The organism is Streptomyces sp. NPDC048291 (genome assembly GCF_043201715.1).
Lineage (GTDB): Bacteria > Actinomycetota > Actinomycetes > Streptomycetales > Streptomycetaceae > Streptomyces.
Map to the genome: position 1 here is coordinate 75,024 of NZ_JBICZC010000015.1, position 23,515 is coordinate 98,538.

25 protein-coding genes are annotated in these 23,515 nt (G+C 72.1%); 11 read left to right on the plus strand and 14 right to left on the minus strand.

Annotation, left to right across the window (positions count from 1 at the left end):
* Nucleotides 1-28 precede the first annotated feature (28 nt).
* Nucleotides 29-1,288 (minus strand): serine hydrolase domain-containing protein, encoded by a 1,260-nt coding sequence (locus tag ACGF5O_RS36750; protein ID WP_393814251.1) that lies wholly within the window; start codon nucleotides 1,286-1,288, stop codon nucleotides 29-31.
* Nucleotides 1,289-1,501: 213 nt separating this feature from the next.
* On the opposite strand from ACGF5O_RS36750, the gene ACGF5O_RS36755 reads away from it, so the two are divergent.
* Complete coding sequence (locus tag ACGF5O_RS36755; RefSeq protein WP_393814252.1) at nucleotides 1,502-1,675, plus strand: hypothetical protein; 174 nt, start codon at nucleotides 1,502-1,504, stop codon at nucleotides 1,673-1,675.
* Nucleotides 1,676-1,677: 2 nt separating this feature from the next.
* On the opposite strand, the gene ACGF5O_RS36760 is transcribed toward ACGF5O_RS36755, so the two are convergent.
* On the minus strand, nucleotides 1,678-2,148 hold the full coding sequence (locus tag ACGF5O_RS36760) for a hypothetical protein (RefSeq protein WP_393814253.1): 471 nt from the start codon (nucleotides 2,146-2,148) through the stop codon (nucleotides 1,678-1,680).
* A gap of 333 nt (nucleotides 2,149-2,481) precedes the next feature.
* Here ACGF5O_RS36760 and ACGF5O_RS36765 point away from each other — a divergent pair, with 333 nt between their 5' ends.
* Both ACGF5O_RS36765 and ACGF5O_RS36770 read left to right on the plus strand, forming a co-directional pair.
* Entirely contained in the window at nucleotides 2,482-3,831 is a 1,350-nt protein-coding gene (locus tag ACGF5O_RS36765) for a transaminase (RefSeq protein ID WP_393814254.1), read from the plus strand.
* A 39-nt stretch (nucleotides 3,832-3,870) separates the two neighbouring features.
* Complete coding sequence (locus tag ACGF5O_RS36770; RefSeq protein WP_393814461.1) at nucleotides 3,871-4,311, plus strand: Lrp/AsnC family transcriptional regulator; 441 nt, start codon at nucleotides 3,871-3,873, stop codon at nucleotides 4,309-4,311.
* Nucleotides 4,312-4,341: 30 nt separating this feature from the next.
* Here the strand turns inward: ACGF5O_RS36770 and ACGF5O_RS36775 are convergent, their stop codons facing one another.
* Nucleotides 4,342-5,439: a PP2C family protein-serine/threonine phosphatase gene (locus tag ACGF5O_RS36775; protein ID WP_393814255.1), complete on the minus strand. Its 1,098-nt coding sequence runs from the start codon at nucleotides 5,437-5,439 to the stop codon at nucleotides 4,342-4,344.
* A 243-nt stretch (nucleotides 5,440-5,682) separates the two neighbouring features.
* Between ACGF5O_RS36775 and ACGF5O_RS36780 the strand changes: the two genes are divergently transcribed.
* Entirely contained in the window at nucleotides 5,683-6,579 is an 897-nt protein-coding gene (locus tag ACGF5O_RS36780) for a GNAT family N-acetyltransferase (RefSeq protein ID WP_393814256.1), read from the plus strand.
* Between the two features lie 157 nt (nucleotides 6,580-6,736).
* Here ACGF5O_RS36780 and ACGF5O_RS36785 read toward each other — a convergent pair whose 3' ends face one another.
* The 4 genes from ACGF5O_RS36785 to ACGF5O_RS36800 all read right to left on the minus strand — a co-directional run bounded on the left by ACGF5O_RS36785 (nucleotide 6,737) and on the right by ACGF5O_RS36800 (nucleotide 9,894).
* On the minus strand, nucleotides 6,737-7,624 hold the full coding sequence (locus ACGF5O_RS36785) for a Gfo/Idh/MocA family protein (protein WP_393814257.1): 888 nt from the start codon (nucleotides 7,622-7,624) through the stop codon (nucleotides 6,737-6,739).
* Between the two features lie 47 nt (nucleotides 7,625-7,671).
* Nucleotides 7,672-8,655: an ATP-grasp ribosomal peptide maturase gene (gene tgmB / locus ACGF5O_RS36790; protein WP_393814258.1), complete on the minus strand. Its 984-nt coding sequence runs from the start codon at nucleotides 8,653-8,655 to the stop codon at nucleotides 7,672-7,674.
* Between the two features lie 15 nt (nucleotides 8,656-8,670).
* Complete coding sequence (tgmA, locus tag ACGF5O_RS36795) at nucleotides 8,671-8,862, minus strand: putative ATP-grasp-modified RiPP (protein WP_089102565.1); 192 nt, start codon at nucleotides 8,860-8,862, stop codon at nucleotides 8,671-8,673.
* A 165-nt stretch (nucleotides 8,863-9,027) separates the two neighbouring features.
* A complete protein-coding gene (locus ACGF5O_RS36800; protein ID WP_393814259.1) occupies nucleotides 9,028-9,894 on the minus strand; it encodes a fructosamine kinase family protein in 867 nt (288 codons plus the stop codon).
* 225 nt (nucleotides 9,895-10,119) lie between these two features.
* Here ACGF5O_RS36800 and ACGF5O_RS36805 point away from each other — a divergent pair, with 225 nt between their 5' ends.
* The 4 genes from ACGF5O_RS36805 to ACGF5O_RS36820 all read left to right on the plus strand — a co-directional run bounded on the left by ACGF5O_RS36805 (nucleotide 10,120) and on the right by ACGF5O_RS36820 (nucleotide 13,821).
* Nucleotides 10,120-10,836: a tRNA-dependent cyclodipeptide synthase gene (locus ACGF5O_RS36805; RefSeq protein WP_393814260.1), complete on the plus strand. Its 717-nt coding sequence runs from the start codon at nucleotides 10,120-10,122 to the stop codon at nucleotides 10,834-10,836.
* Between the two features lie 109 nt (nucleotides 10,837-10,945).
* A complete protein-coding gene (locus tag ACGF5O_RS36810; RefSeq protein WP_393814261.1) occupies nucleotides 10,946-12,334 on the plus strand; it encodes a glycoside hydrolase family 43 protein in 1,389 nt (462 codons plus the stop codon).
* 235 nt (nucleotides 12,335-12,569) lie between these two features.
* Nucleotides 12,570-13,016: a hypothetical protein gene (locus ACGF5O_RS36815; RefSeq protein ID WP_393814262.1), complete on the plus strand. Its 447-nt coding sequence runs from the start codon at nucleotides 12,570-12,572 to the stop codon at nucleotides 13,014-13,016.
* 109 nt (nucleotides 13,017-13,125) lie between these two features.
* Nucleotides 13,126-13,821, plus strand: coding sequence for a class F sortase (locus ACGF5O_RS36820; protein ID WP_393814263.1), 696 nt, complete (start codon nucleotides 13,126-13,128; stop codon nucleotides 13,819-13,821).
* 57 nt (nucleotides 13,822-13,878) lie between these two features.
* On the opposite strand, the gene ACGF5O_RS36825 is transcribed toward ACGF5O_RS36820, so the two are convergent.
* The 4 genes from ACGF5O_RS36825 to ACGF5O_RS36840 all read right to left on the minus strand — a co-directional run bounded on the left by ACGF5O_RS36825 (nucleotide 13,879) and on the right by ACGF5O_RS36840 (nucleotide 19,342).
* Nucleotides 13,879-14,886: a LacI family DNA-binding transcriptional regulator gene (locus ACGF5O_RS36825; RefSeq protein WP_393814264.1), complete on the minus strand. Its 1,008-nt coding sequence runs from the start codon at nucleotides 14,884-14,886 to the stop codon at nucleotides 13,879-13,881.
* A 2-nt stretch (nucleotides 14,887-14,888) separates the two neighbouring features.
* Nucleotides 14,889-16,190: a glycoside hydrolase family 27 protein gene (locus ACGF5O_RS36830; protein ID WP_393814265.1), complete on the minus strand. Its 1,302-nt coding sequence runs from the start codon at nucleotides 16,188-16,190 to the stop codon at nucleotides 14,889-14,891.
* Between the two features lie 17 nt (nucleotides 16,191-16,207).
* Nucleotides 16,208-17,731, minus strand: a complete 1,524-nt coding sequence (locus ACGF5O_RS36835) for an alpha-N-arabinofuranosidase (protein WP_393814266.1) — start codon at nucleotides 17,729-17,731, stop codon at nucleotides 16,208-16,210.
* Between the two features lie 165 nt (nucleotides 17,732-17,896).
* A complete protein-coding gene (locus ACGF5O_RS36840) occupies nucleotides 17,897-19,342 on the minus strand; it encodes a glyceraldehyde-3-phosphate dehydrogenase (RefSeq protein ID WP_393814267.1) in 1,446 nt (481 codons plus the stop codon).
* 176 nt (nucleotides 19,343-19,518) lie between these two features.
* Here ACGF5O_RS36840 and ACGF5O_RS36845 point away from each other — a divergent pair, with 176 nt between their 5' ends.
* Entirely contained in the window at nucleotides 19,519-19,692 is a 174-nt protein-coding gene (locus ACGF5O_RS36845) for a hypothetical protein (protein WP_393814268.1), read from the plus strand.
* Here the strand turns inward: ACGF5O_RS36845 and ACGF5O_RS36850 are convergent.
* Entirely contained in the window at nucleotides 19,681-20,622 is a 942-nt protein-coding gene (locus tag ACGF5O_RS36850) for a LysR family transcriptional regulator (RefSeq protein ID WP_393814269.1), read from the minus strand. The two genes, ACGF5O_RS36845 and ACGF5O_RS36850, sit on opposite strands and share 12 nt — an antisense overlap.
* 65 nt (nucleotides 20,623-20,687) lie before the next feature.
* On the opposite strand from ACGF5O_RS36850, the gene ACGF5O_RS36855 reads away from it, so the two are divergent.
* Nucleotides 20,688-21,359 (plus strand): LysE family translocator, encoded by a 672-nt coding sequence (locus ACGF5O_RS36855; RefSeq protein WP_393814270.1) that lies wholly within the window; start codon nucleotides 20,688-20,690, stop codon nucleotides 21,357-21,359.
* 75 nt (nucleotides 21,360-21,434) lie between these two features.
* Here the strand turns inward: ACGF5O_RS36855 and ACGF5O_RS36860 are convergent, their stop codons facing one another.
* Nucleotides 21,435-21,749, minus strand: a complete 315-nt coding sequence (locus ACGF5O_RS36860; RefSeq protein WP_393814271.1) for a hypothetical protein — start codon at nucleotides 21,747-21,749, stop codon at nucleotides 21,435-21,437.
* A gap of 185 nt (nucleotides 21,750-21,934) precedes the next feature.
* Nucleotides 21,935-22,123: a hypothetical protein gene (locus tag ACGF5O_RS36865; RefSeq protein WP_393814272.1), complete on the minus strand. Its 189-nt coding sequence runs from the start codon at nucleotides 22,121-22,123 to the stop codon at nucleotides 21,935-21,937.
* Between the two features lie 163 nt (nucleotides 22,124-22,286).
* On the opposite strand from ACGF5O_RS36865, the gene ACGF5O_RS36870 reads away from it, so the two are divergent.
* Nucleotides 22,287-23,483, plus strand: coding sequence for an exo-beta-N-acetylmuramidase NamZ domain-containing protein (locus ACGF5O_RS36870; protein WP_393814273.1), 1,197 nt, complete (start codon nucleotides 22,287-22,289; stop codon nucleotides 23,481-23,483).
* The last annotated feature ends 32 nt before the right edge of the window (nucleotides 23,484-23,515 follow it).

Consider the following 23,515-nt stretch of genomic DNA (forward strand, 5'->3'; position numbering starts at 1 on the left):
CGTCACCGCGTGCCGTCACCGCGTGCCGTCACTGCGTGGCGGAGGCCGGCACCGGGAGGTCGAAGACGTGGGCCGGGGAGATGATCCGGGTGACCGCCTCGCCGAACAGGGTGCTGGGTTCGATGTCGCCCTTGTAGCTGATGTCGGTGTTGAGCAGCACGACCACGGTCGTCCGCGTCGACGGCAGGTGGACGGTCAGGGACTCGTAGCCCGGCAGTGAGCCGTTGTGCCCGATCCACCCCTGGACGTCGAAGATGCCGAGCCCGTACCCGGCGCCCCGGATGCCGGTCGGCGGGGTGGTGAGCCGCTGTTTCTGGACGGCAGGGCCGACCATGGCCGTACCGTCGGGGAAGACCCCGGTGGCCACCGTGCGCGCCCAGGTGCGCAGATCGTCCAGGTCCGAGATCATCGCGCCGGCGGCCCAGCCCCAGGACGGGTTCCAGTCGGCGGTCTCCTCGACCTTCCCGGTTGCCGTCTGGTTCGTGTACCCCTGCGCGTGCGGGGCGGGGAAGTCGTTCCCGGTCGGGAACAGGGTGTGGCGCATGCCCGCGGGCTCCAGCACGTGCTGGTTGAGGTAGTCGCCGAGCCGCTGCCCGCTCACCTTCTCGACGAGCAGGCCGAGCAGGATCAGATTGGTGTTGGAGTAGGAGAACTTCTCCCCGGGCCGGAACAGCGCCGGGTGCCCGAAGGCGTACCCGAGCAGCTGCCGCGGGGTGAAGGAGCGCTGCGGGTCCGAGGTCAGCGCCTTGAAGAAGCCCGCGTCCTCCGAGTAGTTGAAGAGTCCGCTGCGCATCCCGGCCAGGTCCCGCAGGGTGATCCGGTCGCCGCCCGGCACGCCGTCGACGTACTTGCCGATGGGGTCGTCCAGGCCGACCCTGCCCTGGTCGACCAGCTGCAGCACGGCGGTCACGGTGAACGTCTTGGTCTCGCTGCCGATCCGCAGGTACAGGTCGGGAGACATCTTCTGCCCGGTCGCCCTGTTCGCGACCCCGAAGGAGCGAACGTAGTCGGGCTGCCCGGGTGTCCAGACGCCGACCGTCACGCCGGGCACGTCCGCCTCGCGCATGACGTGCTGTACGACCGCGTCGAGCTGACGGGCGACCGCCGGGGTCATCGCCCGGACGTCCCCGCTGCCGGACGGCGAGGGGGCGGGCGAGGAGGCGGGCGACGGCGCGGCGGAGACGGCCGACGCGGGTGCGGGCGCCGCCACGAGCTGCGGCACGGCGAGTGCCCCCAGCGCGACGGCGACGACGGCCCCGCGGCGCAGCACGGCGGACGTGTACGGCATGGGCTGACTCCAAGCACGTGAGAGGGAACGTGCGGAGGGCCGGACGTCAGAACCCTGACTTCACAGGATACGAGCGTGACCGCGAAGCCGCCCGCGGGCCGCCGGAATGCTTGTCGGACGGGCGGACACGCCCGATCGGGGGGTGCGCTCACCCGCCCCGGTGAGCGCCCGGGACGGCGCGTACCACCGGCGCGTCCCGGGCGTTGCCCCGGCATGGACGGAACCTCTGGCACTCCCTGGCGTACGGTCCTGGAGCCGCGCGCCCTCGTCTCCCGCGAACCGATCTACGCCCAACTCGTCCGGGAGTGGCGGGAGCAGGGCCGTACGGTGCCCGCCGAACCGGAGAGCCGCTGGGCCGCCGTCCTCATCCTGCTGCCCCGCCGCTGACCTCACTGGTCGTCGGAGACCGGCCGCAGCACCGCCAGTGTGCCGTTGGCCTCGCGCAGCGCCGACTCCAGCGTGGCCGGCCGGTGCAGCGCGCCACTGCCGTCGGGCGGCACCAGCCACTCCAGGAACCGGGTGGGCCGGTACGGCGGCGGCACGGCGACCCAGGCCCCCTTGCTCGCGTACCGCAGCCCGCCCCCGATCCAGCCGCCGGACGGGTCGGGCGGCAGGAAGAACCCGACCCGGCGCGACGCGCTGTCCACCAGCGTCGGTCCGGGTACCGGCAGGGGCGGCCGCCACAGCAGGTCCAGCGTAAGCAGGCCGAGCCGGTCCGGCACGCTCAGCACGTCCCAGAAGCGGCCGGCCTCCAGCAGCGAGACGCCCTCACCGTGGTCCCACTCCCACTTGCACGCCCGGGGGTCCGCCGAGGCCGCCGCGAGCCATTCCACGCCCTGCATCCACATCCTGTTCGTCATGCACCGCTCCGGGATATCCCGCTCACCTGTGCCGTGCGCAGGGGAACGACCGACGCCGGGCACTCGGCGCATCCGCACGCCAACCCGGCATATGCATGCTGGTAGATATTTCTAACTGGCGGAAGGGGTGGCGAACCCTGGCGTTTGAGGGCGAATGTTCGAACACGGCACGGTGGTACGAGTGTTGCCCAGAACGTCGGATTGCCCCCGGCACGCAAGCGCACTCGATTCGGTCGTCGAGGCAATCGATTCGAGCGTCGTGTCTTGATCCTGTGGCGATATCGGTCGTACGCTCCCGTCATTCCGTCGTCGCCGCTCGATCAGGGGTACTCCATGGACCGCACCCGACTGCACGCCCTCCTGGCCCGCGAGAGCGCCGAGGCCGAGCGGCGGAACCCGCGCTCCCGAGCCGCATATGCGGACGCCGGCCATCTCTTCGGGCGGGTCCCGATGACGTGGATGAACAAGACCGCCGGCGCCTTCCCCCGGTACCTGGCGACCGCGCGCGGTGCCCGGGTCACCGACGTCGACGGGCACACGTACATCGACTTCTGCCTCGGCGACACCGGCGCGATGGCCGGTCACTCGCCGGTCGCCGTGACCGAGGCGGTGCACCGCAGGTTCGCCGAGCTGGGCGGGGCCACCGCGATGCTGCCGACCGAGGACGCGGAGTGGGTCGGCGCCGAGCTGACCCGCCGCTTCGGGCTCGCCCGCTGGAGCTTCTCGCTCACCGCGACCGACGCCAACCGGTGGGCGATCCGGCTCGCCCGCGCCGTCACCGGGCGCCCGAAGATCCTGGTGAACAGCTACAGCTACCACGGCAGCGTCGACGAGTCCCTCATCGTCGTCGGGCCCGACGGCAAGGGCGTGCCCCGCCCCGGGAACGTCGGCGCGCCCTGTGACGTCACCCTGACCAGCCGGGTCGCCGAGTTCAACGACCTGGACCAGCTGGAGCGCGAACTCGCCCACGGCGACGTGGCCGCCGTCCTCATGGAACCCGCCCTCACCAACATCGGCATCGTGCTGCCCGAACCGGGCTACCTGGACGGCGTGCGCGCCCTCACCCGGCAGTACGGCACGCTGCTGATCAACGACGAGACGCACACCTTCTCGGCGGGACCCGGCGGCTGCACCGCCGCCTGGGACCTGGAGCCCGACCTGCTGACCGTCGGCAAGGCCATCGGCGGCGGTATCCCGGCCGGCGCCTACGGCCTCTCCGCCGACCTCGCCGAACGGCTCCTCGCCCGCGACGACCTCGACCTGGTGGACATGGGCGGGGTCGGCGGCACCCTGGCAGGCAACGCGCTCTCGGTGGCGGCGACCCGGGCCACCCTGGAGCACGTGCTCACCGACCAGGCGTTCGAGCACATGACGCGGCTCTCCGCCCGCTTCGAGTCCGGCGTCCGGTCCGCCGTCGAGGCGCAGGGCCTGCCCTGGTCGGTCAGCCGCCTCGGCGCCCGTACCGAGTACCGCTTCGCCGACCCGGCCCCGCGCACCGGCACCGCGTCCGAGGCCGCCGCCGACCCCGAGCTGGAGGACTTCCTGCACCTCTACCTCGCCAACCGGGGCATCCTCCTCACCCCGTTCCACAACATGGCCCTGATGTGCCCCGACACCACCGAGCAGGACGTCGACACCCACACCGCGGTGTTCGGCGCGGCCCTGCTCGAACTGGCCGGCTGACGTCCGACGAGAACCAGGAAGGGGACGGGCATGGTGCACATGGACGACATCGACCGGGCCATCCTGCGCGAACTGCAGGCCGACGGCCGTATCGCCTACGCCGACCTGGGCCCGAAGGTCGGCCTCTCCGCCTCCGCCGCCCGGCAACGGCTGCAGCGCCTGCTGGACTCCCGGGCCGTGCAGGTCGTCGGCGTCACCGACCCGATGGCCATGGGCGGCCAGGCGATGGCCCTGCTCGGCATCGGTGTCGACGGCGATCCGCGGGCCGTGGCCGACGCGCTCGCCGGACATCCCGCGGTGGTGTACTCCGTCTTCACCTCGGGCGGCTTCGACCTGTTCGCCGAGGTGGTCACCCCCGGGCCGAAGGACCTGCTCGACTTCGTCAACGACGTGGTCCGGCCGATCGAGGGCGTACGCGAGGTCCGGTCCTTCCCGTACTTCGGCATCCACACCCACCGGTTCCTGTGGGAGGTGGGCTGAGCGGCCGGCCCGCCACGGCAGCCCCGGACCTCAGCCGATGGCCGGTGTCAGGACCAGCATGGTGGCGTCGTCACGCACCTCGTAGTGGCCGACCAGGTCCGTCCACACCAGTTCGGTGAGCGCGGCCGCGTCCACGCCGGCGAACCCGGCGAGCCGCTCCGGGAGCGGATAGAAGCCCCCGGTCCCGTCGCGGGCCTCCCAGACGCCGTCCGAGGCGAGGAAGAGCCGGTCGCAGGCCCCCAGCTCCACCGTGACCTCCTTCGCCGGGTCCACGCCCACCAGCCCCAGGCCCAGCGGGGCCCCCGGCACGACGGTCACTTCCTGGGCCTGCCCGTCCCGCAGCAGCACGGGCGCCGGATGACCGCAGGCCACGATCCGCACCGACCGCAGATCGGCGGAGAACTCCAGCAGCAGGGCCGTGGCGAACAGCTCCGCGTGCGGGACGTCGGCCGAGTCCACCGTCAGTCTGCGGTCCATCCGCGTCGCCACCGACTCCAGGTCCGGCAGGTCGAGCACCGCCTCCCGGAACGCGCCGAGCAGCGACACCACCGTGGCGACGGCGGTCAGCCCGTGCCCCCGTACGTCCCCCATCACCGCCCGGACCCCGTACGGGCCGTCACGCACGTCGAAGAAGTCCCCGCCGACCAGCGTGCCGTGCTGCGCGGCCCGGTACAGCCCCACGCAGCCCACCGCGCCGACCTGCTCCGGCAGCGGGGGCAGGACGGCCCGCTGCACCGCCTCGCCCACCGCCCGCTCGGTGAGCAGCTGGGCGTCCCGGTGACTGCGCACATAGGAGACGAACACGCTCAGCAGCGCCACGAAGGTGACCGTGAGGAGGTCGGTGTCGCCGGGATGGTTCAGGTGGGTGGCGGGCACGTTGAGCAGCAGCACCACCAGGCAGCTGAGGACGGCGGTCGCCAGCGGGCCGTAGGAGAGGACGGCCAGCGGCGGGATGGCGCCGAGCAGGAAGCCGAAGTCGTGTCCGTCGGGGCTGATCAGCGTCGCCGCCGTCACGACCCCGAGCAGGGCGACGGGCAGCACCCGGACCCAGCGTGGCGGCGGCGCACCCTGCAACCAGCCACGACCGTCCCGGTAGCCACGCGACGACCAGCCGCGCACCGAAGTCACATCCCTAAGCTACGCCCGTGCCCGGTCACCGCACCTGTCCCGATCTTGAAAAGCCGCGCGGGAAAAACCCGTGGACGTGTCGGTGCCCGGCCCCTAACGTACGACTGCATGCCCGAGACCGGACGGAAGGAGGCGAGTGCGATGTGCATCACACCCATCCCGCGCTCCCTCCCCGTTTCCCGGGCGTGACAGGTCAGAGCTGACCCGGGAGCGCTCCCCGTAGTACGCATCCCGGAGGAATCCGTGACCGATCCGGTCATCGTCCGTACGCTCGACGACAGCACCGCCCATGTCTTCGACACCCTGCCCGACCCGCTGCGCATGCGGGAGAAGCACCGGCGCACGCTGTTCCGCGCCGACTGGAAGCGCGTCGCCCTGCGCGACGGACGGGTGGTCGCCCGCGCCGCCTGGTGGGGCAGGCCCGAGGACGCCGAGCCGCTCCTGATCAACTGGTTCGACGTGGCCGAGGGCGAGGAGGAGGCCGGCGCCGAGCTGCTGCGCGGCGCGCCCTGGCAGGTGGGGGAACTGGAGCTCGACCTGCCCACCGGCTGGCACGACGACCCCGTCCGGCGCACCGCCGCCGAAACCGGCTTCGCCGCCGCCCGCAAGGCCGGCTTCGAGCTCCTGGTGGAGCGTTACAACTACCGCTGGACCCCCGGGTGCGGCCTGCCCGAACGGCCCGGCCGCCTCGTCTTCACCCCCGAACCCGACGACCGGGTGTTCTTCGACGCCCTGTGCGGCATCAACTCCGTCACCCTGGACGCCCACGCCCGCCGCGCCCTGGAGCAGGGCGGAGTGGAACAGGCGGCCCAGGAGGAGATGGACGTCTTCCACTGGATGCCCTCGCCCCGCGAGTGGTGGCAGGTCGCCCGCACCCCCGACGGCACACCGGTCGGCATCCACATCCCCGCGCGCAACCCGGCGGGGCCCTGCGTCGGGTTCATCGGCGTCCTGCCCGAGCAGCGCGGGCACGGCTACGCCTACGACCTACTCGTGGAGTGCACGCACTTCCTCGTCGAACACGGCGCCGATTTCATCGCCGCCGCCACCGACCAGGGCAACACCCCCATGGCCGCCCACTTCGCCAAGGCCGGATACCCCGTGGTCCGGGAGCGGGTGAACTTCTGTTCGACACGCTGACGGCCGCAGGTCACGTGCGGCAGCGTGGGGGCGGGCCGCGCAGTTCCCCGTGCCCCTTTCAGGGGCGCCGGTGTCGGCGCCCCTTCAGGGGCGCGGGGAACTGCGCGAGCAACCACGACGGCGCCGCGGCCGAATCTCGGCCTCTCCAGCGGAGCGTCTAGTCGACGTCCTTGCCCAGCAGCGTCTCCGCCTCCGCGAGGATCTCGGTGACCCGCAGCCCGAAGGCCGCGTCGCACGGGTGTGCCCGCCCCGTGCGCGCGGCCGTGAGCAGGGCGTCGGCGGCCCGGGTCAGCGCGGGAACCGCCCCCTCCGCACTCCTCGGAAGGAGCGTGACCCCCGCCTCCCCCCGCAGCTCCACATCGGCCCCGGCCGCCGCCGGCGGCGCGGTGAGGCTCAGCGTGACCGTGCTCGTCGCCCCGCCCGCGTGTTCGAGGACGAGGTGCACGGTGTCCGCGGGGCCGTGCACGGCGGCCGCCACCCGCCCGACGTCGCCCAGGACCGGCAGCAGCACGGACAGGGCGTGCGGACCCACGTCCCACAGCGCGCCCTTCTCCCGCCGCCACGGCGAGTCGGCGAACGGGCTCTCACCGGTGAACAGCGACCCCAGCCAGTGTGCCCGGGCCGTGAACCACCCCGCCGTGTCGGCCTGTTCACCGATCCACGCCTCCGGCTCCTGCTGGAAGCGGGTGGTGAAGAACACCACGGAGGCGACCCGGGCCCGCTCGGCCGCCTCCACCACCGCCCGCCCCTCGGCGACGCCGATCGCGAGCGGCTTGTCCAGCAGCAGATGCCGGCCGGCCTGCGCCGCCCGCACCGCCAGGTCCGCCTGGATCACCGGCGGCAGCGCCACGGCCACCGCGTCCACGTCGGCGATCAGCGCGTCCACGTCGTCGTACGCCCGGACGCCGTACTCCCCGGCCAGTTCCGCGGCGGCCTCGGGGCGGCGGCCCCAGACGCCGGTGAAGTCCAGCGAACCGTGCCCCGCCAGCGCGGGCGCGTATGCCGCCCGCGCCCAGGGGCCGGTGCCCAGCAGTCCGATGCGCATCTCGCGTTCCTTTCTCCGTACCCGGTTCCACATCGTCGCCCAGCCGGTCAAGGCGTCGTGCTCCGCCCCCGGTCGGCGTACGACCGGCACTGGTCGGTGCCGTGCGCCAGCCACCCGGCGATGGCCTCGGCGATCGGCTGTCCGGTGTCCATCTCGACGAACCCGAACTGACCCGACTGGTTGCACTCCAGGAACCACCAGATCCCGTCGGCGTCCTCCGCGAAGTCGAAGGCACCATAGGCCAGCTCGGCGTCCTTCATATACGTGTGGACGGCCTCGGCGACTCGGGGCGGGACCTCCGCCTCCCGCCAGAGAGAGTCGGACGGCGCGAACCGGACGTCCACGTCGTCGGGGTGGGCGTCCGGGCTCACCGGCTTGCGGGCGGCAAGCAGCCGCTCGCCGACCACCGTCAGCCGGATGTCGGCGCGCTTGGCGACCCGCCGCTGGAGCAGCGTCGGCCCGAACGCCACCGCCGCGAAGTCGGCGTCCGGCGCCACCCGGCTGGTCGGCACGGCCCGCGGCGGCTGCTGCGGATGCGCGCCCGACACCGGCTTCACCACCAGGTCCGGGAACCGCGCCGCGAACTCCCGGGCCGCCTGCGGAAACGTGGTGATCAGCGTCGCGGGCACGGCGAGCCCGCTGCGCTGCGCCAGCCGCAGCTGCCACGGCTTGTGCCGGGCCCGGCGGGCCGCGTCCGGATGGTTCATCCAGCGCGCGTCGGTCCCGCGCAGCATGCCGTACAGCGCCTGCGCGGACTCCTCGGTCAGCCAGTCCGACGGCTGCGCGGCCCGGGCCGCCGCCGTACCCGGCCTGCGCACCCAGATCGAGCGCAGGCCGTTCATGCTCACCAGGCGCCCGTTCACGGACAGATGCCCGCGGCTGACGCCCTGCACATACTCGCCCGACAGGGCCACACCGCTGGTCAGATCGGCAGGATCGAGACGGACGACGGGCACTCCGGCCTCGTGCAGCCGGAGGACCACCATGTCCGCCGTCACGTCCTCGTCACTGGTCAGGATGAGCACGGTCATCGTCGGGATCCGCGATCAGTCGTCGAAGTGCGTCTTGGAGCCCGCGGTGGAGGTCGTGGTCCCCAGGGCTCTCAGCGTTGCGTGATCGGTGGCTGCGATCCGGCCATCATGGAGAACGTTCAACTGCAGTCCGGAGTCATACGCGTACGGAGTGGTGACGTCCAACTGCACTGCGGGGCGTGCGTAGTTGAGCGCGAACGGTTGCATGGTCTCTCCCTGTTTCGTTCTTCCATGCACTTATACGATTCGAACGCGTGGTTGGTTTCCTTACTCTGCGTAATCTCAGCCCGAATTAAGAGCTTGTTAAGGGAGGAACGGCCAATCGCTCCTGTGCGTGGCCGATTTAACATTCCCGTACGGCACATGACGGTGTCACATGTCCGCGAAATTCCGGGATGTCGCCAAAGCCTGTTCGGCGTAGCTCCGTCCGAACAGCGCGACATGCACCAGCAGCGGGAACAACTGGTGCAGGCCGATCCGCCCGGCCCAGCCGTCGGCCAGCGGGGCCGCCTCCTGATAACCCGCCAGGATCCGGTCCAGAAACGGGCAGCCGAAGAGCCGGAGCATCGCGAGGTCGGTCTCGCGGTGCCCGCCGTGCGCGGCCGGGTCGATCAGCCGGACCGTGCCGTCGGCGCCCCACAGGACGTTGCCGCTCCACAGGTCGCCGTGCAGCCGGGCCGGCGGCTCGGGCGGCCCCGCGAGCCCCGGCAGCCGCTCGCAGACCCGCTCGATCAGGGCGGCCTCGCCCGGCCGCAGGATCCCCCGGTCGACGGCCTCCCGCAGGTACGGCAGCACCCGGTGCTCGGCGTACCAGCGCGGCCAGTCGGTGCCGGGCTCGTCGCGCATCGGGGCGAGGCCGATCCAGGCGTCGCGCGGACCGCCCGGTGGAGCCGCCCCGAACGCCGGGGCACCCGCCGCGTGCAGGGCGGCCAGCGCCCGGCCGAACCGGACTGCCGCGCCCGCGTCCGGCGGACCGGTGCGGATCAGTTCGGTCACCAGCCAGCGCTCGTCGTGCCCGAGCACCTCCGGCACCGCCACCGCCCGGGCGGCGGCCAGCCAGCGCAGCCCGGCCACCTCGGCCCGTACCGCCCCGGGACCGTCACCCCGCTTGACCACGACCGCGGGTCCGCCCGCGAGGGAAACCTCCGGCAGGCCGCCCGGTCCGGCCCGCTCGCCCGAGACCGGCCGCCCGGTGAGCCGGGCGGCCACCGCGCCCGGACCCTCGCCGCCGTCGACCACGGCCACCAGGGTATGCGTCTGCCCCTTCGCCCCGAGGTCGCCCTTCTTCTTCCTGAGGCGGGCGAAATTCCAGAGGGCGCCCGATTGTGCCCCGACGGGTTCCGGCCAACATCCGGCAGCCACTGCCTCCGTCGCCCCGGCGCGGGCCGGCTTGAGCCCCGCCGCATCGCCACAACCAAGGCACAAGGCCCGGTCGGGACACGCGCGCGGTGGAGGGTACCCCCCTTGGCCACGGCATCCGTGCTGATGGCCGACGCCTTCGAGATCCAGCCCTGCACCCCCCACCGCCGGGTCATACGCGACGAGGGCGCGCACGCGGTGATCGGCGTGTCGGTGGGCAACGGCTGCTTCTCCGCCGGGCGCCTGCACGACCTCGCCCGGTGGGGTCTCGAGCACTTCGGCAGGGTCGACCTCGTCTGCGCCGACCTGTACGTGGCCGAGATGTACGAGGCCTTCGGATATCCCCCCGGCGAGGCCCGCCGCAAGGCGGCCAAGAGCCTGCGCGGGGTGCGCGCCAAGGTCCGCAACGCCGTCACGGCGGCCGAACCGGACGGGGCCCGGCTGCGCCGGCAGCCGATGTCCCGCTTCCGTGCCGACGCCGCGTACCAGGAGATCCACCGGCGGCTGTGGCGGCAGCTGGACGAGGACGACGACTTCCGTGCCCTCTGCGACGACCTGGTCGGGCGCTTCCTCTCCGCGCGCGGGGAGGCGGCCGAGGCGCGGCAGCGTGCGGTGTGCCTGGAGTACGTGTGCGCGGAACTCCCGCTCTTCCTCGACGCCCCCGCCATCCTCCGGCTCCCGTCCTCCCTCGTCTGCTACCACCAGCGGCTGCCGATGGCGGAGTTGCCGTACGGCAGGGGCGCGGGCCTGCGCGCCTCCCGCAACCAGGGGCGCGCGATCGTCACCCCCGCGGCACCGTCGCACACAGCGAATTCCAAGTAACTCCCTTGTTACGCAAGGATTGACGTGCCCCACGCGCCCCTCTAGTTTCTGATCGGTTTCCCGAACCACGTCCGAAATCCCGGACATTCCCCCCTCGTCTGGAGCGCACATGAACGGCACCCCTCTGTCGCGCCGCCACTTCCTCGGCGCGGCCGCGACCGTCCCCCTCGCCGCCACCGGCGCCCTCGCCCTCGGCGCCGGTTCCGCCCAGGCCGCGACCGACTCGGCCTATGTGATGTGCTACTTCACCGAGTCCCCGGACATGCTGGCCGCCAACTACGGCCTGCACCTGGCCGTCAGCACCGACGGCCTCCAGTGGACCCCGCTCAACCAGAACGACCCCGTCGCCACCCCCACCGCGGGCTCCCTCGGCCTGCGCGACCCGTTCATCCTGCGCAAGCAGGACGGCACCTTCGTGGTGCTCGCCACCGACCTCTACGGCACCGACTGGTCCTACGTCAGCCAGTACATCCACGTCTGGGACTCCACCGACCTGCGCACCTTCACCGGCTACCGGCGGATGAAGCTGCACGACATGGACACCCACGCCTGGGCCCCCGAGGCCTTCTGGGACGCGGGACGCGGCACGTACGGCGTCATCTACTCCGCCGTCAACGACAGCGGCCACAACGTCATCATGATCAACTACACCGCCGACTTCGTGACCGCCGGCGACCCGCAGGTCTTCTTCGACCCCGGCTACGACGTCATCGACGGCGACCTCGCCGTCGGCGTCAGCGGCGTGAACTACCTGTACTTCAAGAAGAACTCGACGCTCGTCGGCGCCCGCTCCACCACGCTGGACCCGGGCAGCTTCACCGAGTTCTCCACGGCCGTCTCGCACAACGGCACCGAGGCCCCGACCCTGGTCAAGTCCCTCACCTCCAGCTCGACCTGGTACCTCTGGGGCGACACCTGGTCGCCGAACGGTGTCTTCTACGCCTGGCAGACCAGCGCCCTGTCCGCGGGCACCTGGACCGCCCTCGACCAGAAGACCTACACCCAGCCGCTCAACTCCAAGCACTGCGGGATCCAGCCCATCACCGCGACGGAGTACGGCAACCTCGTCGCCAAGTGGGGCACCCCCACCTGGAACCGGCTGAAGTCCTACAACTACCCGGCCAGATACGTCCGGCACAGCAACTTCGTCGGCCGGATCGACGAGTACGCCTTCGACCCGTACACCGACGGCATGTGGAAGCTGGTCCCCGGTCTCGCCGACAGCACCGGCGTGTCCTTCCAGTCGGTGAACTACCCGACCCGCTACCTGCGCCACTACGACTACCAGCTGCGGCTCGACGAGAACGACAGCACCACGACGTTCGCCCAGGACGCCACGTTCTACCGGACCGCCGGCCTCGCCGACTCCTCCTGGTCCTCCTTCCGCTCGTACAACTATCCGACGCGCTACATCCGCCACTCCGACTACGTGCTGCGCATCGACCCGATCTCCACGAGCACGGACCAGGCCGACGCCACCTTCTCCGTGGGTTACTGACACCACGCCGGGCCCGTCATGCGGCGACACGCCGACGACGGGCCCGGAACCGCCCGAACGGCGGTGCGCCCGGCCGGGGGATTGACCCAGCCGGGCGGTGTTGGGCGTGTCGTGACCACGGATGGGCGGCCTGGATGGTGCGGGCCGCGGGGCTGGCTGACGGTGGTTCATGTCGGGGCCGGGTCGTTACAGCTGATGGAGTATCGGCGCCCGGCCACGGCGGAAGGACATCGAGATGCGTTCTGCCCGCATGATCCTCGCGACGACGGCCGCCACCGCGGCCCTCGCGCTCTCCGCCCCAGCAGCCCAGGCCTCGGGCTCGGGGGACCGGGACGACGGAAGCCGCGACGACTCTTCCTACAGCAGCAACGACAGCAGGTTCGACCCCGATTCCTACAAGGGCCAGGACGACGAGGAGAAGGGGGACCAGGGAGGCAAGCAGGACCAAGGAGGCAAGCAGGACCAGGGTGGCAAGCAGGACCAGGGCGGCAAGGGGAAGGACCAGGGCGGCTCGTCGTGGGGCGACGACGAGGAGAGCGACCGGCCGCACGGCGGTATGCACACCGGCGGCGGCGCCCTCGCCTCGCCCGGTGTCACCGCGGGCGGGATGGCCGTGCTCGGTGTAGCGGCCACCGGTGCCTACGCGCTGCGGCGCAGGAGAGCGCCCGGGTCCGCGTCCTGATGGGCCCACGCATGCGGGGCCGCGGTGCCGTCGGCGCTCCACACTCCGACGGCACCGTGCCCCCTGTGTCCCGCCCTCCCGCTGCCGTGCCCCAGAAAGGTGACCTCCGATGGCAGCTGGCCCCGCCACCCAGACCCCGGAAGCCCCCGCCGGCCCCGACGCTCCCGACGACCGGGACGGCTCCGGCGGCTCCCCGTCCGGCGGACGACTGCCCGTGTGGTGCATCGCCGCCCTGCTCGTCGCCGTGGCGCTGATCGGCGGACACACCGGCGGCACCGACACCACCGGCACCACCAGGGCCGAGAGCACGGACGCCGTCCCCTCGGCCGATCCGCTCGGGACCGGCGAGGCGCTGTCCCGGTCCACGCCGATCCGCCTGCTCATCCCGAAGATCGCCGTCGACGCCCCCTTCACCGCCCTCACCATCGGCTCCACGGGCCAGCTCCAGCCCCCGCCGTCCGCCAACACCAACCTCGTCGGCTGGTACTCCAAGGGCGCGGCACCCGGCGAGGCGGGCACCTCGATCATCGCGGGCCACGTCGACACCGTGACCTCGGCGGCCGTCTTCGCCAGACTGGACGAACTGGAGCGCGGCGACCGCTTCACGGTGGACCGGGCCGACGGCACGCAAGCGGAATTCGTGGTCGACGACGCCGAGACCTTCGCCAAGGACGACTTCCCCAGCGACCGCGTCTACGCCGACACCCGCCGCCCCGAGGTACGCCTGATCACCTGTGCAGGCGACTACGACCACGACGTCAGGGACTACACGGAGAACCTGGTGGTCTTCGCCCACCTGGTCTGACACCTTCTCTGACACGTGCTCTGTCACCTGCTCCGGCGCCGCGCCGGTGCCGCCGGGTCAGCCGCCCGTGGACTCCCGCACCACCAGCCGGAACGGACCGGCGAACTCCTCCCGCTCCGGCCCCGGCCCGCCCCGGTCGATGCGGGCCGCCAGCAGGGCGACCGCGCGTTCGGCCATCAGGTCGTGGTCCGGGTCGACGGTGGACAGGGAGGGGACGAGGTAGGCGCTCTCGTCGACGTTGTCGAAGCCGATCACCTTGACCTGCTCCGGCACCCGTATCCCGGCGTCGGCGAGAGCGCGCAGCACGCCCATGGCCACCGTGTCCGTCACACAGAACACGCCGTCGAAGGCGAGGCCCGCCGCCATCCGCTCCCGGACCCCGCGGGCGGCCGCCTGCATGGTGAGCTCCTCGGCGGTCACCACCAGCTCCGGGTCCGACGGCAGCCCCGCGGCCGTCAGCGCCCGCAGGTACCCGGCGTGCCGCAGGGTCGACACGCCGGCCTCGCCGCCCAGCCGCCCGCACACGACGGCGATCCGCCGGCAGCCCCGCTCGACGAGATGGCGGGTCGCGGCCTCGGCGGCGGCCTCGTTCGGCATGGCGACGTGGTCGACGGGCCCGCCGAAGATCCGCTCGCCGAGGATCACCACCGGGTGGTCGACGTCGAGCGCCCCGACATCGGCCGGGCCCATGCCGACCGTGCTGAGGATGAGCCCGTCGTAGAGCCGGTTGCGGGACAGGGAGAGGGCGGCCAGCTCGCTCTCGCGGCGGGCGCCGGTCTGCTCGATGCTCACCCGCAGGCCGTGCCGGCCGGCCGCCGCGATGATCGCGGCGGCCAGCCGGCCGTAGTACGGGCGGTTGATCTCGGGGACGGCGAGGCCGATGGTCCCGGTGCGGCCCTTGCGGAGGTTGCGGGCGGCCACGTTGACCCGGTAGCCGAGCCGGTCCATCGCCTCCAGGACCCGCTCCCGGGTGGCCGGGCGGACGTTCGGGTGCCCGTTCATCACGTTGGAGACGGTCATCGCCGACACCCCGGCCGCCTTCGCCACGTCCTGGATCGTCGCCACACTCACTCCCGCCGGCTGTCCTCGGCAAGACGATAGAGGGCCGCGCCGTGGGCGGGCAGCACGGCGACCAGCCGCCGGCCGTCGTGGTCGGTGTCGGCGCCGGTCCACACCTCCCGGACACGGTCGCCTGAGGTGGCGCCGATCGATCCCAGCGGCACCTCGACGCGCCGTTCCTCGTCGGCGAGCGAGAACACCGCCGCGTACCGGGTGTGCCCGTCGGTGTCGCGGGCGGTCCACAGCACCAGGTCCCGCTCCCGCAGCACCTCCCGGTTGCCGGTGCTGTGCCACAGCACGTCGAGCGCCTCGTCGTTGGTGAGCAGTTCGACGGTCTCGGGAGAGGACGTGGGCAGATCGCCGCCCATCATCAGCGGGGAGCGGGAGATCAGCCAGAGGGTGAGCAGGCTGACCTGCTCGGGAGAGGTGAGGCGGGACTGGCGGTCCGCGCCGCGCTCGGCGCGGATCCCGATGTGGCCCAGCGGCAGCATGTCGGCGTCCGCCCAGCCCGGCCGGCCCTGCCAGGGGGCCCAGCGGGCCATCCGCGCGAACTGCGCCTCGACGTCCTCCCAGCGGTCCCACAGGTCGTCGCAGACCCGCCACATGGTGGCGTGCTCCCGCAGGTGGTCCAGGCGGGCGACGGACATGTCGGTACCGGGGGAGAGGCTCAGCTCGATCGGCCGTCCGCTGCGCTCGATCGCCCGCGCGTAGGCGGCGATCTCCCGCTCGTGGTACGGGAAGAGCATGTCGTCGGCCTTGACGAAGTCCACGCCCCAGGCGGCGAACTGGGCGACCTGCGAGTCGTAGTAGGCCTGGGCGCCGGGGTGGTCGTGGTCCAGGCCGTAGTTGTCGGAGTTCCACGGACACACGGAGTCGGTGTCGGCCACGTCCGCGGCCGTGAACTCCGTGCCGAGCACCGGCAGTCCGGCCGCCACCGCGCGCCGTGGGATGCCCCGCATGATGTGCAGCCCGAACCGCAGGCCCATGGCGTGCACCCGCTCGGCCAGCGGCCCGAAGCCCGCCCCGCCCGCCGCGGAGGGGAACCTGTTGGGGGCGGGGAGCTGGCGGCCGTGGCCGTCGAGGACGAGCGGGGCGTCCGGGTTGTAGCCGTGGGCGCGGGCGGTGGGCTCGTACCACTGGATGTCGACGACGACGGTGTCCCAGCCGTGCGGGAGCAGGTGCTCGCGCATGAACCCGGCGTTGGCGAGGACCTCTTCCTCGGTGACGGTGGTGCCGTAGCAGTCCCAGCTGTTCCAGCCCATGGGCGGGCGCAGGTGGCGGGCGGGCAGCGGGCGTGCGGATCGGGTCATGTGCGCGCTCCTGCGGGTCACTGCCGGTCCAGGGGAGCCTGGACGGTGACGAACGAGTGGGGCGGGAGGGTGAGCCGGAGTCCGCCGGCGGTCACGGACACGCCGTCGAACGACCGGGGGGACACGGCCGTCGACGCCTCCGGGGTGTTGTGGGCCTGGAGCTTGTCGGCCGTGAGGATCCGGGCGGACGGTTCGCCGAGGGCGCCGCCGCGCAGGTCGAGGGCGACCTCGGCCGGTTCCTCCGCGTCCAGGTTGCTCAGCGAGATCAGCACGGTGCCGTCCTTGACGCTGGCCGAGGCGGACACCGTCTCCAGCTCCTCGTCCCCGACCGTGCGCCGGGTGCCCTCGCCGCGCAGGTGCACGGGGAGCGAGGTGGCGTCCTGATGGCCCTTGTTCATCTCGAAGACGTGGTAGGTCGGGGTCAGGACCAGGGCGTCGCCGTCGGTGAGGAGCATGGCCTGGAGGACGTTGACGGTCTGGGCGATGTTGGCCATGTGCAGGCGGGCGGCGTGCTTGTGGAAGATGTCGAAGTGGGTGCTCGCGACCAGCGCGTCGCGCAGGGTGTTCTGCTGGAACAGGAAGCCCGGGTTGGTGCCGGGTTCCACGTCCCACCAGGTACCCCACTCGTCCAGGACCAGGCCGACCGTTCGCCCCCGGTCGTAGAGATCCATGACCGTGGAGTGGCCGGTGAGGATGGTGTCGATCTTCCGGGCCTGGACCATCGTGCGGTAGTGGTCGTCGGTGTCGAACCCGGTCGCGCTGCCCTTGGCCTCCCAGGGGCCGGAGAGCGTGTAGTGGTGGACGGAGATGCCCTGGAAGAAGTTCTTCGGGGTGGCCTCGCAGCCGAAGCAGCTGATCTGCTGCATCAGGGTCTCGGTCCACTTGTAGTCGTCGTCCGAGGCGCCGGAGGCGATGCGGTAGAGCTGGTTGTCGCCGTGGTCGCGGCAGTAGGTGGCGTACTGGCGGGCCAGGTCGGCGGAGTACTCGGCGCGCATGTTGCCGCCGCAGCCCCAGGTCTCGTTGCCGATGCCCCAGTACCTGACCCGCCAGGGCTCCTCGCGCCCGTTGTCCTTGCGCAGCCGCACCATCGGGCTGTCGCCGTCCCGGGTGAGGTACTCCACCCACTCGCTCATCTCGCGGACGGTGCCGGAGCCGACGTTGCCGTTGATGTAGGGCTCGGCGCCCAGCAGTTCGCACAGGGCCATGAACTCGTGGGTGCCGAAGTGGTTGTTCTCCTCGACGTTGCCCCAATGGGTGTTGACCATGCGGGGGCGCCGCTCGCGCGGGCCGACGCCGTCCCGCCAGTGGTACTCGTCGGCGAAACAGCCGCCCGGCCAGCGCAGGTTGGGGATGTCCAGGGCGCGCAGCGCCGCCACGACGTCGAGGCGGATGCCGCCCTCGTTCGGGATGGGGGAGTCCTCGCCGACCCAGAAGCCGCCGTAGACGCAGCGGCCGAGGTGCTCGGCGAAGTGGCCGTAGAGGTGGCGGCTGATCGTCGGACCCTCGATGTCGAGGTTGATGATCGCGGTGGCGGTGGGCACGCGGGCACTCCTGTCCGGAGAGGCAGATTGTTCGATATGTGGAACGTGGTTCGGGACCTCGTTTGTATCGATAAAAAGTTGCCATCGGGCCGTGATCGCGTCAAGAGCGCGGACGGCCCGGTTCCCTGTGCGCACAGGGAACCGGGCCGGCGGAGGGGAAGGGCGTCAGACCGCCGGGGACGGGAACGTCGGGTACTCGACGCCCGAGACGTGCTGGACGACCCGGACCACCTGGCAGGAGTAGCCGAACTCGTTGTCGTACCAGAGGTAGAGGATCGCGTTGTCGCCCTCCACCTTCAGCGCGCCGGCGTCGACGATCGACGCGTGGCGCGAGCCGATGAAGTCGCTGGAGACCGCGTCGGGGGCGGTGATGAAGTCGATCTGGCGCTTGAGCGGCGAGGTCAGCGACACCTCGCGGAGGTAGTCGAGCACCTCCTCGCGGGAGGCCTCGCGGGCCAGCTGGAGGTTGAGGATCGCGATCGACACGTCCGGCACCGGGACCCGGATCGAACTGCCGGTGATCCGCGCCTTCAGGTCGGGCAGCGCCTTGGCGACGGCGGAGGCGGCACCCGTCTCGGTGATCACCATGTTGAGCGGCGCGGACCGGCCGCGGCGCTCCGACTTGTGGTAGTTGTCCAGCAGGTTCTGGTCGTTGGTGAACGAGTGGACCGTCTCCACGTGTCCGCGCAGCACCCCGTACTCGTCGGCCATCGCCTTCAGCGGCGGCACGATCGCGTTGGTGGTGCAGGAGGCGCAGGACAGGATCTGCTCGTCCGGCTTGACGGTGTCGTGGTTGACGCCGTGCACGATGTTCGGGACGTCGCCCTTGCCGGGCGCGGTCAGGACGACCTTGTCGATGCCCGGGCGCAGGTGGTTCGACAGGCCCTCGCGGTCGCGCCACTTGCCCGTGTTGTCGATGAGGATGGCGTCCCGGATGCCGTACTCCGTGTAGTCCACGGCGGACGGGTCGTCGGCGTAGATCACCTTGATCTCGTTGCCGTTGGCGAGGATCGTGCTGTTCTCCTCGTCCACGGTGATGGTGCCCTGGAACTGGCCGTGGATGGAGTCGCGGCGCAGCAGCGAGGCGCGCTTGACGATGTCCTCGCCGCCCGCGCCGCGCACCACGATGGCGCGCAGCCTGAGGCCGTTGCCGGAGCCGGACTTCTCGATGAGCAGCCGGGCGACCAGGCGGCCGATGCGGCCGAAGCCGTACAGGACGACGTCCCGCGGCTCGCGCTGCTCGATCTTGTTGGCGCCGGTGGCCCCGGCGACCGCCTCCGCGGTGAACGCCTCGACGCTCAGGCCGCGCTCGTCGGCCTTGTGGGTCGCGGCGAGCATGCCGATGTCGATCTGGGCGGGACCGAGGTCGAGCGCGGTGAGCGCCCGCAGGAACGGCATCGTCTCGGTGACCGACAGCTCGGCGCCGTCGATCTGGCGGGCGAAGCGGTGGGTCTTGAGGATGCTGACCACCGACTTGTTCACCAGGGAGCGGCTGTGGAGGAGGACCGTCACGTCCCGCTCCCGGTGCAGCTTCCCGATGAGCGGGATCATCGACTCCGCGATCTCCTCGCGGTTCTTCCAGTTGGTGAACGAGTCGTCGTTGACAGTCACAGACCTGAATCTCTCGATCGAGCTGGGTGGCGCTCATATGGTAAACCGGCCGGTGAATGATCGATCAAGGGGGTCCGGGTGTGATGCGGGTCGCGAAGTTCTGAACCCGGGCGGAAGACCGTAAGAAACCTCCGTGCCGTGTTGCGGGGCCGCGGGCCGCTGCCGAAGGTCGGAGCGTGAGCACGTCCTCCGTCCCGCCGGCCTTCCCGCTCCTGATCCCGCTGGCCCGTGCCCTGGTCAGGAGCCGGCGCGTCGGGCCGGCCCGGGTCGTCCTCGTCGTCGGCGCGCTCGCGGCGGTGTCGCTGCTGTTCGGCGCGTATGTCGTGGCGGTCGCCAGGTCACCCCTGTGACGTCCAGGCGCCCCGCAGGTCGGCGGCCACGTCGAGGAGCAGGTCCCGGAAGACGTCTGCCAGCGGGGTGAGGGCGGTGTCGGAGCGGGTCACGGTATGCACGTCCCGGTGGAGCGCGGGGTCGGCGAGGGCCCGGTGCGTGGTGCCCGGCACGGGGGTGAGGGCCATCCGGGAGACCAGGGCCACGCCGATGCCGGTGCCCACAAGCGCCTGGGCGAGGTCGTAGGACGCCGTCTGGAATCGGACCCTGGGCGTGAACCCGGCGTCGCCCGCCGCGCGGTGGAGCTGTTCGTGGGCGGCATGCCCGGCCAGGATGGTGACCCACGACTCGTCCCGGAGCTGCTCGAGACGCAAGGGAGTGCCATGGGGGGACCGGGCGACCAGCGGGTGGTCGTCGGGCAGGACGACCACCATGGGGTCCCGCAGCAGCGTGTGCACGGTGATGTGCGGGGGCGCTTGCGGGGGAGTGCCCCAGGAGGCGATCACCCCGACGTCGAACTCTCCCGCCTCGACCTGTTCGACCCCACGGCTCGACAGCAGGTCCTCCACCGACACGTCGGCCTCCGGATACCGGTGGCGCAGCGCTGTCAGGGCGGGTGGGAGCAGGTGCAGCCCCGCGGCCAGGAAGGTGCCCACCCGCAGGCGCAGCGACAGGCGGCCGAGGAGCGCGGCGAGCCGGTCCGCGGCCAGTTCCGTCTGCTCGTCGACGACCCGCCCGTGCTCGGCGAGCAGCGCCCCGGCCGCCGTGAGCGTCGCGCCGCGCGGTCCCCGCACCACCAGCGGCGCGTTCCAGTCCCGTTCCGCCCGGGCCACCTGCTGGGTCACCGCGGCCGGGGTCACGCCGAGGGCATGGGCGGCGCCGGTGAGCGAGCCATGGCGGCCGATCATGGCGAGCAGGCGCAGCTGACCAGGATCCGAGGGCATCAGCATTCAAATATCTTAATGCTGACCAGCAGGGCTCTGACTTCTCTTCACACACGTCCCGCGCCAGCCTGGTGACGGATCATCCGCCCCGCACCAGGAAGAAGGCCGGCGACACCGTGCCCACCCATCTGCCCCTGTTCGTGATCACCACCTGGCTGCTGGCCATGCTCCCGGGCGCCGGCCAGGCCCTCATGGTCCGCCAGGTCCTGGAACTCGGCCCGCGCCCGGCCCGGGCCACCATCGCGGGCAACGCCACCGGACTGCTCGTCTGGTCGACCGCCGCCGCGGTGGGCCTCTCGGCGGTGCTCCTCGCCAACCCGCACGCCTATCTGCTGGTCCGGCTCGCGGGCGGAGCGGTGCTGCTCCTGCTGGGGTTCAACACCCTCAGGGCGGCGGTGAAGCAGACCGCCGACGAGGCCCTGTGCGCCGCGACGGCGGGCCCCACCGGACTCCGGGGCGCGTACGGCGCCGGACTGGGCACGGCGCTGGGCAACCCGAAGGCCGGCGTCTTCGCCGTCTCGGTGCTGCCCCAGTTCGTCACGACGGACGGTCCCGTCCTCCCGAGCAGCATCGCCCTGGGCGTCCTCTGGGCCCTCGTCAACGTCTCCTGGTACGTGCTCTTCACCTGGGCCGTCGGCCGGGGCCGGGCCCTGGTGTCCCGGCCGGCGGTGCGGCGCGGGCTGAACATCGTCACCGGCGTGGTGCTGTGCGGGCTGGGCGTCGCGGTGGCCGGGGGAGTCTGACCGGCCCGGGACGGACCGGTGGCGCCGGTCACCGCGTCGGGACCGGTGCCACCGAGGAACTGGACCGCCGACCGCCTAGCGGGGGTTGAACATCACGCTGGCGAAACGGACGCTGCCGGGCGCCGAGTGCCCGGGGGCGACCCGGCGCGCGGTGCCCTTGCACTTCGCCTTGCTGTAGACGACGAGCGCCTTCTTCGTGGCGTTCTGCGGCCCGCGCGCCTCCTGCGCCATTTCGAGGCACTTGCGGTCCGGCGGGTTCTGGACGGCGTACGCCTTGCCCTTCGGCCCCACCCAGACGAACGTCCCGTCGGCGGCGGCCGCCGGTCCCATGGTGATGACGGTGAGGGCGAGCCCGCCGAGAGTGACGGCGAGCGGACGGAGGAGGCGCATCGTGAAGTCCTTCGTGAACGGTGAAAAGCGGTGACCGACGGGACCCCGGGCACACCGGGATCCGGCGCCAGCACACACCGCCACCGCACCCGGGTGCCCGAGCGACACGGAAACGTCCCACGTCCGGGGGACGTCCGTCGGCGTGTCGTGACGTGACGTGACGCCCGGTCCGGCCGGACGGAGGCTCACGCGAACGCCACGACCAGGGCGACCGCGACCGTGAGTGCCGACAGCCCGACCATCGCCGTCCGCCAGGCGAAGGACGGCGGCGGGACCGGGGGATCCGGGTCGGGGACGTCCTCGCCCAGGTGGGGACTGTCCAGCCAGTAGGCGTCGGACAGTTGGGCGAAGGAAGGGGTGTCTCTGAGGCCCATGCCCGTACCAACGTCCGCGACGCGCACGGGAGTCGGCGGGACCGGCGTCGTCACACCATCGGGGCAATCCGGTTCCCCGCGATTCCCTGCCGGAATTACGGGATGAAAGAGTACATTCCTGACCATTGCTTGAGGGAGATCTCACCGGCGGACGGGGCAAGGGATGAGCACGGACGACCGCGGCACGGTGACGACCGGGATCGCACGACTGCACGCGGCGCCCGCACTCGCCGGACCCGGCCGCTTCGGGCTGGTCACCAACCACACCGGTGTCCTGCCGGACCTGCGCCCGGCCGCCCCCGCGCTGCTCGCGGCCGGCGCGCCCCTGGTCGCCCTGTTCGGTCCCGAACACGGACTGCACGGGACCGGCCAGGCCGGCGAGAGCGAGACGGCCCGGACCGACCCCGGCACCGGCCTGCCGGTCCACGACACCTACCGCCGCGACGGCGAACGGCTCGACAAGCTGCTGATCGACAGCGGCGTCGACGCCCTGGTCCACGACCTCCAGGACATCGGGACCCGCTGCTACACCTACGTGTGGACCATGTTCGACCTGATGGTCTCGGCGGCCCGCACCGGCATCCGGTTCGTGGTCGCCGACCGGCCCAATCCGCTCGGCGGACTCGTCAGCGAGGGCCCGCTGCTGGAACCGGCGTGGGCCGGCTTCGTCGGCCGCGCCCCGATCCCCGTCCGGCACGGCCTCACCTGCGGTGAACTCGCCCGGCATCTCAACGCCTCGGCCGTGCCCAGGGCGGCGGGCCGCCCGGCCGACCTGACGGTGATCGAGGCCCTCGGCTGGCGGCGCGCCCTGGACGCCACCGCCACCGGCCTGCCCTGGATCGCCCCCTCGCCGAACATCCCGACGCCCGCCACCGCCGCCGTGTACCCCGGCACCAGCCTCTTCGAGGGCACGAACCTCTCGGAGGGCCGGGGCACCACCCAGCCCTTCGAGATCGTCGGCGCCCCCTACCTCGACGCCCGGTTCGCGCCCGCGCTCGCCGAACTCGCCCTGCCCGGCGTGCACTTCCGCGACCTGCGGTTCGTGCCTGCCTTCCACAAGCACGCCGGACGGCAGCTGCGCGGGGTCCAGCTCCACATCACCGACCGCGCGGCGTTCACCCCCGTCCGCACCGCCGTCGCGATGCTCGCCGTGCTCCGCCGGCTGTACCCGGACGACTTCGCCTGGCACACCACGGACGAAGGCGCCGAGGGGACCGGACACCGGCACTTCGTCGACCTGCTGTGGGGATCCGACCGGCTGCGGCGCGCCGTCGACGCGGGCGAGGACCCGCTGCCGCTGTGCGACCCGCCGGCCCCGCCCGCCCGATGGGCCGGCGACGACGTCCTGCTCTACCCCTGAGACCGGCTGTTCCCTCCGCGACAGCCTGCCGC

Excerpts from the sequence above, each read along its gene's own strand:
- ACGF5O_RS36870 (WP_393814273.1), top strand. The coding sequence starts at position 22,287 with ATGAGCACGGACGACCGCGGCACGGTGACGACCGGGATCGCACGACTG.
- ACGF5O_RS36810 (WP_393814261.1), top strand. The coding sequence starts at position 10,946 with ATGAACGGCACCCCTCTGTCGCGCCGCCACTTCCTCGGCGCGGCCGCG.
- ACGF5O_RS36820 (WP_393814263.1), top strand. The coding sequence starts at position 13,126 with ATGGCAGCTGGCCCCGCCACCCAGACCCCGGAAGCCCCCGCCGGCCCC.
- ACGF5O_RS36785 (WP_393814257.1), bottom strand. The coding sequence starts at position 7,624 with ATGCGCATCGGACTGCTGGGCACCGGCCCCTGGGCGCGGGCGGCATAC.
- ACGF5O_RS36865 (WP_393814272.1), bottom strand. The coding sequence starts at position 22,123 with ATGGGCCTCAGAGACACCCCTTCCTTCGCCCAACTGTCCGACGCCTAC.
- ACGF5O_RS36755 (WP_393814252.1), top strand. The coding sequence starts at position 1,502 with ATGGACGGAACCTCTGGCACTCCCTGGCGTACGGTCCTGGAGCCGCGC.
- ACGF5O_RS36765 (WP_393814254.1), top strand. The coding sequence starts at position 2,482 with ATGGACCGCACCCGACTGCACGCCCTCCTGGCCCGCGAGAGCGCCGAG.
- tgmB (WP_393814258.1), bottom strand. The coding sequence starts at position 8,655 with ATGACCGTGCTCATCCTGACCAGTGACGAGGACGTGACGGCGGACATG.
- ACGF5O_RS36770 (WP_393814461.1), top strand. The coding sequence starts at position 3,871 with ATGGACGACATCGACCGGGCCATCCTGCGCGAACTGCAGGCCGACGGC.
- ACGF5O_RS36750 (WP_393814251.1), bottom strand. The coding sequence starts at position 1,288 with ATGCCGTACACGTCCGCCGTGCTGCGCCGCGGGGCCGTCGTCGCCGTC.
- ACGF5O_RS36760 (WP_393814253.1), bottom strand. The coding sequence starts at position 2,148 with ATGACGAACAGGATGTGGATGCAGGGCGTGGAATGGCTCGCGGCGGCC.
- ACGF5O_RS36815 (WP_393814262.1), top strand. The coding sequence starts at position 12,570 with ATGCGTTCTGCCCGCATGATCCTCGCGACGACGGCCGCCACCGCGGCC.
- ACGF5O_RS36830 (WP_393814265.1), bottom strand. The coding sequence starts at position 16,190 with ATGACCCGATCCGCACGCCCGCTGCCCGCCCGCCACCTGCGCCCGCCC.
- tgmA (WP_089102565.1), bottom strand. The coding sequence starts at position 8,862 with ATGCAACCGTTCGCGCTCAACTACGCACGCCCCGCAGTGCAGTTGGAC.
- ACGF5O_RS36860 (WP_393814271.1), bottom strand. The coding sequence starts at position 21,749 with ATGCGCCTCCTCCGTCCGCTCGCCGTCACTCTCGGCGGGCTCGCCCTC.
- ACGF5O_RS36850 (WP_393814269.1), bottom strand. The coding sequence starts at position 20,622 with ATGCTGATGCCCTCGGATCCTGGTCAGCTGCGCCTGCTCGCCATGATC.